This window comes from Marinobacterium sedimentorum, assembly GCF_024267675.1.
GTDB classification, from domain to species: domain Bacteria; phylum Pseudomonadota; class Gammaproteobacteria; order Pseudomonadales; family Balneatricaceae; genus Marinobacterium_A; species Marinobacterium_A sedimentorum.
On record NZ_JALDYX010000028.1, the window covers coordinates 1 to 12,189 of the forward strand.

Sequence of the window (12,189 nt, forward strand, 5' to 3'; positions counted from 1 at the left end):
ATCGACAGGCTAACCCCCACCCACTGGCGCAAGCTGATGGCATGGTGCAGAAAGAACCGGCTGATAATCAGAATCAGCACAGGAATCATAGAGTGCATCAGCGTGGTGTTGGTCGCGGTCGTGGTTTGCAGACCGGTATAAATCAGGGTGTTGAAGCAGGAAACGCCCAGTATCGAGAGCAGCAGTATGATCGGCCAGTTGGCGCGGATCACCGCCCATTCGCGCCTAATGCGCGGCAGCACTATGGGCAGCAGTATCAGCATGGCCAGGGTCCAGCGCGAGGCGGCCAGGCTTACCGGAGGGAACTCCAGGTGAATCGCCCGTGCCATGACCGAGTTACCCACCCAAAACAGCACGGTAAACACCAGCAACAGCTGAGCCATCAGCGCCTGCCTCCCGGATTCAGCAAACGCGACAGCAAGCTATCGCTGTTTTCCCGCCCGGTAAGCAGATATTGCAACAAGTTGTAATTATTCACTGTCCACTCCATTTGATGCAGTGCTTCACTCAAGCCACAAAAAAGTAATTCGTCCCCCTCCTGCAACTCGCACAATTCGCCCGGCAGCAGCCGCACCTCGGTGCCACGCCGGTGCATCAGCGCCAGACAGGCCAGGCTGCAGGTACGATCGCGCGGATCCTTCATCAGGGTACGCAGTTTCAGCGTCTGCCCGGGCTGGCGCATCAGCAGCGCCGGAGTGTCTTCCTGACACAGCCGGATGCCCCAGCTGTCCAGCTCCCGATCGCCTACCACATGACTCATGCGATTGAGCAGTACATGGGCCCAGACATCGTCGTGCTCGCGCAGCATGCGCTCGATAAACACCGGCAACAGTGGCGTCTTGATCTGCGCCAGAATGCGGTTGGCGATAATCCGGCCGGGTTCCATCACAAAATCCGCACGCGAACTCTGAAACACCAGATCGTTCTCGCCCAGATTCTGCCGCACCACCGTGATCAGCTTAGGGTTCAGCGCCCGCGCCGTCATGATGATCGAGAGGTTGTCGGCATCGTGAAAGGTGCCGGCCACTATACCGACGGCATCGCCGACGCCAGCATCCTGCAGCGTCACGGCCTCGGTGCCGATGCCCCGCACCCGGTGCAGCGGCGGTATCAGATCGTCACTGCCCTCATTGATCAACGTCAGCTCGACACCGGCCTGCCGGAAGGTCCCACAGAGCGCGCGGCCAAAACGACCATAACCGCAGATGATCCAGCGCCCTTCCATGCGCTTGTTGGCCGTCGCCATATGGCGGTGCAAAGGATTGAGCAGCCAGTCGTACACCAGATGGGTATAGGGGGCGTGGGTGGTCAGTACCAGGTATTCGGCATAGGAGCGAAACGGGTCCACCACCAGATTGGTGCCAAAGGAGTCGAGGTTGGCGGTGGTCACATCGGATTCAGTACGGCTGATCACCATCCGCTCAGGCACCAGCACCTTGCTGGCAATGGCAATGGCCAGGTTCGCCTGATCATCGTTGGTCAGCGCCAGCACACCGATACAATGCTGATGCCGCAGGCCGGCATCGTGCAGCACATCGGGCAGGGAGGCGTCGGCACACAGGCGCGGCACCCGAATCGACAGACCGTCCATCTCCAGGGCGTCGATGCGCTCCTGCTTCAGGTCCAGCACCACGGTGCGAATGTTCCGCGCCGCCAGTTTCTTTACCACCTGGGAACCGGTAACACCGTAGCCGCAGATCAGGTAAAACGGCTCCCGCAACCGGAGTACCTCGGTGACGAAGGAACGCCTGCGCATCAGGCGCCCGAAGGCTGGCTCCTGCAGCAGCGTCAACAGAGTACCAATGCTGTACAGCCAGGCAATGACCGTGGCGTAGATGCAGGCCAGGGTCCAGAAGCGCTGCCCATCGGTAAAGGGGTAAGGCACCTCGCCAAAACCGATGGTCGACCCCATAAAGGAGACGAAGTAGAAGGCATGGAAGAAGTCCATGCGCCAGGGCTGCCCCTGATCATCCACCCCCGGGATCAGCACCAACCCCAGCACCGACGCCGCATAGACCACGATAAGGGTGATCAGCGGTGCCCGCAGTCGGCGCAGCAGTATATAGATGACATCATTCATCGCGGAGCGCCTGTCAGCGCCGGACCATCACGGTCTCGACCACCAGCAACACCACCGACAGTATATTGGCCATGAGCGCGCCGCCCGACAGCGAGACCACACTGGCCAGAATCAGCTCGTCGACACCCCCGCCCACCTGGGCGGCGTAGCCCCAGATAACCGCGGCGGCCACCAGCTGCAGATCCGCCACCAGACTGGTAGCCAGCATCATGGCGCCGACATGGGTGCGATCACCGAATTTAAGCACAGTGCAGATCAGGCTGATCACCAGGGCAGCGTAGAGCTCGTACACATTATGGTGATTCGGGTTGCTCGTATCACCGACGAAAAAGCCAAAGTTCAGCGTCAGCGCCAGCACGATAAAGAAGGCAAAAATCACTTTCTCACGGTTCATTGGATTCCCTTGCATGATCGAACAGCCAGATGGATGCCCGATTGTATCGACTGTAGCCCGTCGCTGCCACGCACGACAGCGGCCTGCGCGCAGAATCAGCGGGCGCTGCTGCCCTGGCGACTTGATGCAGGCGCCAGCGAACTTTGCACCGGGGGTACAGTCACAAGGCTCACAACTCTGAGTGACAAGTCATGTGCAGGCTCAGTAGTATGTTGACCCTGTTGCCGGCACCCAAGGACCCCGAGACGCCATGAGACAAAAGAACTTCGCCGCCCCCCTGCTGTTGCTGTTTTTCTGGCTGTTCAGTCTGCCGGCACTGGCCCAGGGCCAGATCAGCGTCAGCCCCAACGACACCCGCGACTACCTGAATTTCACCCTGGACAACCAGCTCAAGGTGCTGGTGATATCGGACCCCGGCACCGACAAGGCCGCCGCATCGCTGGATGTGGATGTCGGCTCCAATGCCGACCCTAAGGCGCGCATGGGGCTGGCCCACTTCCTGGAACACATGCTGTTTCTGGGCACCGAGAAATACCCCGAGGCCGGCGCCTACCAGGCATTTATCCGCGCCAGCGGCGGCAGTCACAATGCCTATACATCCTATGAAAACACCAACTATTTCTTCGATGTCAGCGCTGAGAACCTGACACCGGCGCTGGATCGCTTCGCGCAGTTCTTTATAGCGCCGCTGTTCAACGAAACCTACGTGGACCGCGAGCGCAATGCCGTCAACTCCGAATACCAGAGCGGCCTGCGTGACGACAGCCGGCGCATCTGGAGCACCTACAAGCGCCTGACCAACCCGCAGCACAGCTTCAGCCAGTTCAATGTCGGCAATCTGGACACGCTGTCCAACGATGAACCCGGCGCATTGCGCCAGGACCTGCTCGACTTCTACCAGCGCTACTACTCCGCCAATCTGATGACACTGGTGGTACTGGGCCGCGAGCCCGTCACAGAGCTGCGTGCGCTCGTTGAGGCCCGCTTTGCCGATGTAAAGAACTTCGATGCCGCTCCCTTTCGCGACACCGCACCGCTTTATACGCCCGGCACGCTGCCCGCTAGGCTCGATATCCGCACCCTGGACGATACCCGCGAGCTGAGCCTGAGTTTCCCGCTGCCGCCGGTCAAGGACTACTGGTCCCAGAAGCCGCTGTATTACCTGTCGAGCCTGATCGGCTATGAAGGCAAGGGCAGCCTGCTGTCGGCCCTGAAGGACCGGGGCTGGGCCAATGAGCTGGGCGCATCACAGGGCATGGAGCTGCCCAATGCCTCGTCACTGGTGGTCAATATTGACCTTACCGAACAGGGCTTTGAGCATTATCAGCAGGTAGTGGCGCTCTTTTTCAGTTATGTGCGCCTGCTGCGCCAGAGCGGCATCGACGAGCAACTCTACGCAGAAGAGCGCCAGCTAAACGCTACGCGCTTTCGCTTTGTCGAGCCCAGCTCCCCCGTTCACTATGTGCGCCAGCTGGCCCGCGGACTGCAGGAATATCCAGCCGCTCACGTGCTGGATGCAGGCTATGTGCTTGCGGACTTCGACGCCGAGCTGATCCGCCGTTTTCTGGCGCCGGTACGCCCCGATAACATGCAGCTCACGCTGCAGGCGCAGGATCTGGACACCGACCAGGTCGACCCCTGGTACCAGACCGGCTATCGCATCACGCCGCTGTCCGATGCGCAGCTGTCACAGTGGCGCCTCAACCCTGCGGGCGACGACATGCTCAGCATCCGCCCGCTCAATCCCTACGTGGCACAGGACCTGGAACTCAAGCCCCTGGCACAGGCTGCCAGCACCCGCCCCCGGGCGCTGCTGTCCCAGGCCGGGCTTGAGCTCTGGCATCAGCAGGACAGTGAATTTCGCATCCCCAAGGCCGATTTCTACTTCTCGCTGCTGTCACAGCCCGCCAATGCCGATGCCACCGGCGCCGTACTGACCGCGCTCTATACCCGCATGGTGAACGACGAGCTCAACGAAACCCTGTACGACGCTGCACTGGCAGGGCTCTCGGTAAGCCTGTATCCGCATATGAAAGGCATCAGTGTACGCATCTCCGGTTACAACGAGCGCCAGCCGGTATTGCTCGATGCCCTGCTGCACACCATGGTCAAACCGCAGCTGGATGCCGGCCGCTTTGAATTGATTCGCCAGCAGTACGCCCAGGAACTGGCCAACGAGCGTAACGACACGCCCTATAGTCAAACCACCGGCGAGCTTTACAACCTGCTGCTGCCGCAGTGGTCCAGCGAGCAGAAACTCACCGCGCTGCAATCGGTTACGCGCGCGCAGCTGCAGCGGTTCGTCCCCGGACTGCTGGCCAACACCCGCCTGCGGGTGCTGTCCCACGGCAATCGCCAGGCCGATGAAGCCCTCGCCATGGCGCATACCGTCAACCAGGTACTGCGCAGCAACGCCGCACTGGCCAAGCCCGCCAGTATCGACGTCGTGCAGCTGAATCCGCAGGAGGCACTGGTACAGACGCTGGAGCTGGAGCACGAAGACTCCGCCGTTACCCTGTACCTGCAGGGGCAGGATACCGACCTTGGAACCCGCGCCGCCTACATGCTGCTGGGGGAAATGCTGTCGTCACCGTTTTACAACGAGCTGCGCACCGAACAGCAGCTGGGCTATGTCGTTTTCGCCAGCTCCATGTCGCTGCTGAATGTGCCGGGGCTCGCCCTGGTGGTGCAGTCGCCGCTCGCGGATCCGCTGACGCTGGAGCAAAAGATGGAGCAGTTCCTGCGGGATATCAAACCGCTGTTCAGCCAGCTCGATGCCAGCTCCCTGGCCGAGGTGAAAGCCAGCACCCTGTCCCGCCTGCTGCAAAAGGAAACCAGCCTGAGTCAGCGCAGCGGGCGCTACTGGCAGGAGCTGGATCGGGGAGACCTGGGTTTTGACAGCCGCGAGCAACTCGCCGCCGCCATAGAAGCGCTCAGCGTGGCGGATCTGCAGCGTCAGTTCGCCTCTCTTACTGCACGCAGCCTGCTGGTCAGAAGTTTTGGCAAGAGCATTCGCGCCAAATTCGAAACCCGGGAAACAAACAGGCGCGCCGATACGGCAATCAGCGCCCTCAGGGCAGCGGATGCCTTTGTGCCCGGCGCCTGATCACACATAGCTGTTATCTGACAAGAGGTGGTGATTAAGAGAAATGGCGGCGGAATTTGGCCGCCAGCGCCAAGCGCCCTGCCCGGCTATGCCCTGGAGCGTTCAGGATCAGTCCTGCAACGGCTCCGCCGCCTGCAGATAAGGCGTGCCGGGCTCTGCCTTTATCTGCTCGAAAACACGGTCTTCACCGCTGGACGCCGCGGGCCTTTTTACAGACCCGATCAGCACGTCGGTGTCATCAGGCGCTTTTGCATAAGGCACTATATGGGGTGCCGGCAGGCCGGGCCCTGTATCCTCTGGCCGGACTTCAGGCATGACTTCGCCATCAAGACTGCCACGTGCCTTGTTGTCATAAACACTTTGCCCCTTCACTGACCCTGCCGAAAAGCCCTCTGGCTCGGTCAGCGCATAGGGCAGTCCCTCTTCGCCCCAGAGCGGTGGAGCCAGCAGGCTCAGCAAACTGAAGCCAAGCGCCAGGGCTCTCACCCGTCCATGCCCTCCATCGGATAGATGGCTTCGGCATAGACATTCAGCTCTTCCAGAATACGACGCTGTTCATCGGTGCGCTCCGGCGCCTGATACAGCGTATTCAGCCGCTCGTAAAACGCCTTCATCCCCAGATAGCCGTCACTGTTGTCACCCAACAGCTTGCGATGGCGATACTCTTCCCAGTGCAGCCGCTCATCATCACTGAGGCTGTTAGGGAAATTGCGTGCCTTGTAGCGCAGCAGCATTTCTTCCAGCCGTGGATCCTGAAACGCCAGTTCCAGCGCGCCAAGTTCCTGCGGGTCGCAGGCGCGAATCCGTGCCATGGCCGATTTATCGGCCTCGCCAAAGAAGCCGCCGCTGTAGAGCATCTGATCAGGGTCAGACGGCGTATCAAAATCACTCTCGCCAAACACCTCTGCCAGAGTAGCCTGCAGACCGTCAAAGCTGCGCAGGATCTGCAAGTGCGTGCGACAGCTATCACCGTCAATCTGCAGCCGCTTGGCCTCAACCGCCGTCAGCATGCCAGCGGGAGCAACAATGGGGCACTTGTTGATATGGACCTGCTTGAGTGCGATCCGTGGCGCACCGGGCTCAAGATCTTCGCTGCGGCTGTACATCAGGCGGCGGATATCAGCCGCGGGCAAACTCAGCAGCGGTGTCGGATCGACCCGCAGATCCCAGACGATCACGCTGTTGCGATTGACCGGATGCACCGCCAGGGGCGCGACTATGGCGCAGTTGCCCCACTCCACCGGATAACGCGACGACACATGCAGCACCGGCTTGTGCCTGGTCACATCGAGCAATGCCTGCACCGAACGCTTGCCGCGGTTTTTCAGCACATAGTCGTACAGTTTGGGCTGACGCTCGCGCACAAGTTTCGCCATGGCGATGGTGGCATAGACGTCGGACAGCGCATCATGGGCATGACCATGATCTATGGCGTTGGCGCGGGTCAGATCTTCAAGGCGCAGGCTCGGCGTACCGTCGTCGTAGCTCGGCCACTCGATACCCTCGGGGCGCAACGCCCGTGTCAGGCGCAGCATGTCGATGATGTCCCAGCGCGAACAGTCGTTCTGCCACTCCCGCGCATAGGGGTCGTAGAAATTGCGGTACAAGGTGTAGCGCGTCACCTCGTCATCGAAGCGGATACTGTTGTAGCCCACGCCACAGGTACCCGGACGGGCCATTTCAGCGTGAATCCTGGCGATGAACTCAGCCTCGCAGACACCGTCCACCAGCGCCTGCTGCGGCGTGATACCGGTGATCAGGCAGGCTTCGGGGTTAGGCAGAAAATCATCCGCCGGTTTGCAGAAAAACATCACCGGTTCTTCGATGATGTTCAACTCCATATCGGTACGTATTCCGGCAAACTGGGCCGGGCGATCACGCTTGGGGTCGGCGCCGAAGGTTTCGTAATCGTGCCAGAAGAAAGTCGGCGTGGCGGAGACAGACATCGAATCGATAGCTTCCCTGATAAAAATGATCAACCCGACGGCAGACGCCACATCGGATCCTGTTTAGACTAAGGGGCGAGCGCCCGGCAACAGTCTGCATTAAAGCCTAACAGCTCGGCCGGCGTCGATCCATTTCAGCTGCACGGATGGCGGCAAACACAACGGATAACCATGTCGAAGAAGAAATCTGCCTCCGCTAACCCGGCCGATATGGCCGCCGGCATGCCTTGTCCCTGCCAGAGCGACAGGCTGTACAGCGATTGCTGCAAGCCCGCCATTAGCGGCAAGCAGCCAGCACCGACCGCGGAAAAACTGATGCGCTCACGCTACAGCGCCTTTGCACTGGGGCTCGCATCCTACCTGATTGATACCCTGGCACCGGAGCGGCGCCAGCCGGGCGAGCGCGGTGCACTTAAACGGCAATTCAGATCCACCCGCTGGACAGGCCTGCGAATTATTGACGTTCAGGCCGGTGGCGAGCAGGACAGAACCGGCACGGTGGAATTCGAAGCCTTGTACATCAGCGCTGAAGAACCCGGGCGGCTGCACGAACGCTCGCGTTTCAGGCGCGACGACATGGGCCGCTGGTACTATGTCGATGGCGACGCCAAATTCCTGTCCGGCTCGGCAAATTAACTGCGAGAAGACAACAGGATTGGTGCTCGGTTCCTGTAATTGGCCATTTTGCATGGATGTCAACTCTTTCGCTGCCATCCATGGCGTCTTAGAATAGCTAGCTTTCGCGCTGCAGCATAACGAGATCATGCTGCCCAACCCTTATGCCGGGACCCCCCTACCAATGTTTGCGAAGTTTTTCAGGCCCAAGTGGCAAAGCAACAAGGCGGACGTACGGATACGTGCAATCAGCACTCTGCTGACGGAACACCCCGACCAACTGGAAATACTCGCCAGGCTGGCTCAGATGGATCAGAGCCCTGACGTGCGCAAGGCTGCAGTGGCACGGCTGCAAAAGCCGGAACTGCTGCTGCGCGTCATGGCCAGCGAGCAGGATCCTTCCATCCGGCATGTCGCCACCGACCGCCTGTGCAAACTGGTGGCCAGTGAAGCCAGCACGCTGTCACCGGAGCAGCAACTGTCCTGTATTCAGGATATCCAGGATCAGGACCTGCTGACCCATATCGCACTTCACACCGGCCAGGCGGCACTGCAACAGGCCGCTGTTTTGCGCGTACGCGATGAAAACAATCTTGAAATACTGACACTGAATGCCCAAAGCGCGCAGATGCGACGCCTGGCAGCCGAGCGCCTGGAAAGCGAAGCGGTACTCGAGCGCGTCGGCCGACAGATGCGCCAGCGCGACAAGGCGGTGTATCGGGTCACCCGGGACAAGCTGCAGCAACTGCGTGATCAGGCCCGCGCCCGGGATGCCTTGCAGACCGACCGGCTCGAGCGCGTGGAGCGCATGGAGCAATTGGCCGAAGGCGAACTGATGCCACTCTACGGTGCCCGCATCGACGCCCTGAGCCAGGAATGGCTCAAACTTGAAACCAGTGCAGACGAACTGGAAAGCCGTTTTCAGCAGGCCCTGCTGAACTGCCGCGAACGTGCCGCCATTGTGCAGGCCGAAGCGGATGCCAAGTCACAGCAGCAGCGTGACCTGGCCGCCTACAAGGAAAGCTGCACCCAGTTGCTGCAACAGCTTGAAGCGATAGAACAGCACAGCCGCCACGCCCTGGCTGACGCCAGCCTGGACACGGCCGCCCTGGATGCCGAGCTGGCCGCCTGGCAGCAGCAATGGGACGCCCTGCCCCATGCAGCGCACGCTGGCGAGGCACCGGACCCGGGCAAGACCCTCAGTCGCATCAAGAGCACAGCAAACAGCGCCACAACACTACAGCAGAGCCAGGCCGATCTGCAGCGCCTGCTGTCGCAGCCGATTGAAGACGCAAGCCCGGCCGTACTGCGCAAACAGCAACAGCGCATCGGCAATCTGCTGCAGAAAATAAACTGGCCCCAGGCACTGCCGCAGCCTGAAACGCTGAAACAGGCGCAACTGCGGTTGCAGGCCATCGATATACGCCACAAGGCACTGCGCGAGCAAGAGCAGGAACTGGCGCAAGACCTACAGCAGCAGCTCGACAAGCTGGAGCAGGCCATCAAGGACGGTCACGTCAAACAGGCTGGCAAGTGCCATGATCGTGCCGCCCAGGCGCTGGAGATGCTGAACGGCAACACAGGCGCGGCGCTGGATCTGCGCTTCAGGCAACTGCATGCCCAGCTGCTGGAACTCAAGGACTGGCAGGGCTACGCCGTAACGCCGAAAAAGGAGCAACTGTGCGCCGACATGGAAGCCCTGATCGACAGCGAGCTTGAGGTCACCGAACTGGCCGAGTCCATCCGCCGCCTGCAACAGCAATGGAAACTGCTCGACAGCACCGACCCCTTCCACGCCCAGGCAATCTGGCGCCGATTCAAGAAAGCCTCGGATCTGGCCTATGCGCCCTGCGAAGCCTACTTCCAGGCCCAGGGCGAACGCCGGCGCCAGAACCTGGTGCAGCGCGGTGTAATCTGCGATCAGCTGGAAAGCTACATCGCCAGCATCGACTGGGAGCAGGCAGACTGGAGCGCCATCGATACCATCAGCCGGGCCGCCAAGGACGAATGGAAGCATTATTCCCCGGTCGACCGCGGCCCCGGCAAACAGGCGCAGGAGCGCTTCAATCAGCTGCTGCAGCAGCTCGATGGCCCGCTGCACGATCACTATCACAGCTGCCTGGAACTCAAACGTGACCTGGTCGATCAGGTCGAGGCCCTGTGCGACGCCGAAGACCCGCAACAGGCCGCACAGCAGGCCAAGGAACTGCAGCAGCAATGGAAGGCTGCGGGCAAGACCTTCCGCAGCCAGGAACAGCGGCTGTGGAAGCATTTCCGCGCCCACTGCGACACCCTGTTTTCCCGTCTGGGCGACAGCCAGCAGCGCGATCGCAAGCTGCGTGTCGAGCAACGTGAAAGCGCAGAACAGATCTGCCTCCAGCTGGAACAATTGCTGGAAAGTCCGTGCAGCCGAGCCCAGCTCGAACAGCTGCCACAGAACATCGCCCGCTTCTGCGAGCTGGAGGAAGACTTCAGCATGCCCTACCTGCGCCGTTTTGACGATGCCCGCCAGCAGCTCGAGCGCCAGCGCGCCGATCTTGCACAACTGCGGGATACCAGCGCTTATACGGCACTGCGTCTGCGCATTGAACTGTGCGATGAGCTTGAGGATCTGGTACTGGCACAGGCCGCAGACTCCGCAGTGCTGGAGCAGCTGCAGGCTCGCTGGGAAAAGCTGAACAACTGCTGCAGTGACTATGTCGAACTGATCGACCAGCGCTTTGCACTGGCCCGACAGGTTCAGCAGGAGCCCGAGCTACTGCCAGAACTGACCGAGGCCGCCGGCCTGCGCCTGCGACAGCTGTGCATTCAGCTGGAAATCGCTCTGGGACTCTCGTCGCCCGAGGATGACCAGGCACTGCGGCTGGAATACCAGATGCAGCGCCTGCAGCAGGCGCTGGAACAGCAGAGCGAGGCTGTCACCACAGCGGACCTGCAACGGCTGGAATACGAGTGGCGCTGTGTGCCTATGGCACGGCGCCACCCGCAACTGGTAGAGCGCTTTTACCGCCCGCTGAAAGGCTTGCTGTAAGGCCGCCGACCACAAACGGCAGGCACAAAAAATCCCGCGATCAGCGGGATTTTTTATTGGAGCCCAAAACCCTGACCGAAACCAGAGCCCAGGCGCGTCCCCTATCAGGACATGTGCAAGCCGCCGTTCATCGACAGATCAGCACCGGTGATATAACCGGACTGCTCGTCAGCGACAAAGGCCACCAGACGGCCGATCTCTTCCGGCGTACCGAAACGCCCCACAGGGATAGTCGCGGTAATCTTGTCCTGAATATCCTGAGCAATGGCTGCCACCATGGCAGTCTTGATATAACCGGGAGACACAGTGTTAACCGTTACACCCTTGCGCGCCACTTCCTGGGCCAGCGCCTTGGTGAAACCATGGATACCCGCCTTCGCAGCGGAGTAGTTGCACTGACCGAACTGACCTTTCTGGGCATTTACCGAGGAAATGTTGATAACACGGCCCCAGCCCTTGTCCAGCATGCCGTTGATGACTACGCGAGTCATGTGGAACATGGAATCCAGGTTGGCGGACATGACTTCGTCCCACTGTTCCCAGGACATTTTCTTGAACTGACCATCACGGGTAATACCCGCATTGTTAACCAGCACATCAATAGTACCGCCGGTCTGCTCCTCCACGTTGGCGATACATTTAACGCAGGATTCGGCATTGGTCACATCACCGTAGGCGATCATGATTTCATAGCCGTCCTTGCGCTGCTCTTCCTGCCACGCCTGCGCTTTTTCGTGCTTGCCGCCGCTGTTGTAGCCTGCAACGACCGTAAAGCCCTGATCTACCAAAGAACGACAAATAGGCGTACCCAGACCACCGGTACCGCCGGTAACAAACGCTATTTTCTTGCTCATATACGCATCCCCATAGTGTCAATTTCCTTTTTTATAAGGCGACTTATAATTCTAGTCTCTATCGCTTAGCTCGTCCCTAAGTGACACGACAATAATACCAACCCAGTGGCCAAATCAACTTCATTTGCTACAGGCGGATGACAATACCCGTAAAAAATTACGG

The 12,189-nt window shown here is 60.1% G+C and carries 9 protein-coding genes; 3 read left to right on the top strand and 6 right to left on the bottom strand.

Going from position 1 to position 12,189, the window contains the following annotated elements; all coding sequences use genetic code 11:
- The 3 genes from MRS74_RS18430 to MRS74_RS18440 form a co-directional block, all read right to left on the bottom strand.
- Nucleotides 1-383, bottom strand: a 383-nt coding sequence (locus MRS74_RS18430) for a DMT family transporter (RefSeq protein WP_254581747.1), incomplete at its 3' end; no start/stop codon positions are given.
- Nucleotides 383-2,080 (bottom strand): potassium channel family protein, encoded by a 1,698-nt coding sequence (locus tag MRS74_RS18435; RefSeq protein WP_254581748.1) that lies wholly within the window; start codon nucleotides 2,078-2,080, stop codon nucleotides 383-385. The genes MRS74_RS18430 and MRS74_RS18435, both read right to left, overlap by 1 nt.
- 13 nt (nucleotides 2,081-2,093) lie before the next feature.
- On the bottom strand, nucleotides 2,094-2,474 hold the full coding sequence (locus MRS74_RS18440) for a DUF6394 family protein (protein ID WP_067379188.1): 381 nt from the start codon (nucleotides 2,472-2,474) through the stop codon (nucleotides 2,094-2,096).
- Nucleotides 2,475-2,724: 250 nt separating this feature from the next.
- On the opposite strand from MRS74_RS18440, the gene MRS74_RS18445 reads away from it, so the two are divergent.
- Nucleotides 2,725-5,580 carry an insulinase family protein gene (locus MRS74_RS18445; protein WP_254581749.1) on the top strand — a complete coding sequence of 952 codons (2,856 nt, stop codon included), beginning with the start codon at nucleotides 2,725-2,727 and terminating at the stop codon, nucleotides 5,578-5,580.
- A 108-nt stretch (nucleotides 5,581-5,688) separates the two neighbouring features.
- Here the strand turns inward: MRS74_RS18445 and MRS74_RS18450 are convergent, their stop codons facing one another.
- Nucleotides 5,689-6,066, bottom strand: coding sequence for a hypothetical protein (locus tag MRS74_RS18450; RefSeq protein WP_254581750.1), 378 nt, complete (start codon nucleotides 6,064-6,066; stop codon nucleotides 5,689-5,691).
- The gene (gene sbcB, locus MRS74_RS18455; protein WP_254581751.1) at nucleotides 6,063-7,526 is read right to left on the bottom strand and encodes an exodeoxyribonuclease I; all 1,464 of its coding nucleotides are present in this window, start codon (nucleotides 7,524-7,526) and stop codon (nucleotides 6,063-6,065) included. Before sbcB ends, MRS74_RS18450 begins: the two co-directional genes overlap by 4 nt.
- Nucleotides 7,527-7,697: 171 nt before the next feature.
- On the opposite strand from sbcB, the gene MRS74_RS18460 reads away from it, so the two are divergent.
- Entirely contained in the window at nucleotides 7,698-8,162 is a 465-nt protein-coding gene (locus MRS74_RS18460) for a YchJ family protein (RefSeq protein WP_254581752.1), read from the top strand.
- A 163-nt stretch (nucleotides 8,163-8,325) separates the two neighbouring features.
- The gene (locus MRS74_RS18465; protein ID WP_254581753.1) at nucleotides 8,326-11,172 is read left to right on the top strand and encodes a DUF349 domain-containing protein; all 2,847 of its coding nucleotides are present in this window, start codon (nucleotides 8,326-8,328) and stop codon (nucleotides 11,170-11,172) included.
- Nucleotides 11,173-11,276: 104 nt separating this feature from the next.
- Here the strand turns inward: MRS74_RS18465 and phbB are convergent, their stop codons facing one another.
- Nucleotides 11,277-12,026 carry an acetoacetyl-CoA reductase gene (phbB, locus tag MRS74_RS18470; RefSeq protein ID WP_254581754.1) on the bottom strand — a complete coding sequence of 250 codons (750 nt, stop codon included), beginning with the start codon at nucleotides 12,024-12,026 and terminating at the stop codon, nucleotides 11,277-11,279.
- Between the last annotated feature and the right edge of the window lie 163 nt (nucleotides 12,027-12,189).

What these genes read in the sequence shown, in the direction of transcription:
- MRS74_RS18435 (WP_254581748.1), bottom strand. Translation starts at nt 2,080, where the DNA reads ATGAATGATGTCATCTATATACTGCTGCGCCGACTGCGGGCACCGCTG.
- MRS74_RS18440 (WP_067379188.1), bottom strand. Translation starts at nt 2,474, where the DNA reads ATGAACCGTGAGAAAGTGATTTTTGCCTTCTTTATCGTGCTGGCGCTG.
- MRS74_RS18445 (WP_254581749.1), top strand. Translation starts at nt 2,725, where the DNA reads ATGAGACAAAAGAACTTCGCCGCCCCCCTGCTGTTGCTGTTTTTCTGG.
- sbcB (WP_254581751.1), bottom strand. Translation starts at nt 7,526, where the DNA reads ATGTCTGTCTCCGCCACGCCGACTTTCTTCTGGCACGATTACGAAACC.
- MRS74_RS18460 (WP_254581752.1), top strand. Translation starts at nt 7,698, where the DNA reads ATGTCGAAGAAGAAATCTGCCTCCGCTAACCCGGCCGATATGGCCGCC.
- MRS74_RS18465 (WP_254581753.1), top strand. Translation starts at nt 8,326, where the DNA reads ATGTTTGCGAAGTTTTTCAGGCCCAAGTGGCAAAGCAACAAGGCGGAC.
- phbB (WP_254581754.1), bottom strand. Translation starts at nt 12,026, where the DNA reads ATGAGCAAGAAAATAGCGTTTGTTACCGGCGGTACCGGTGGTCTGGGT.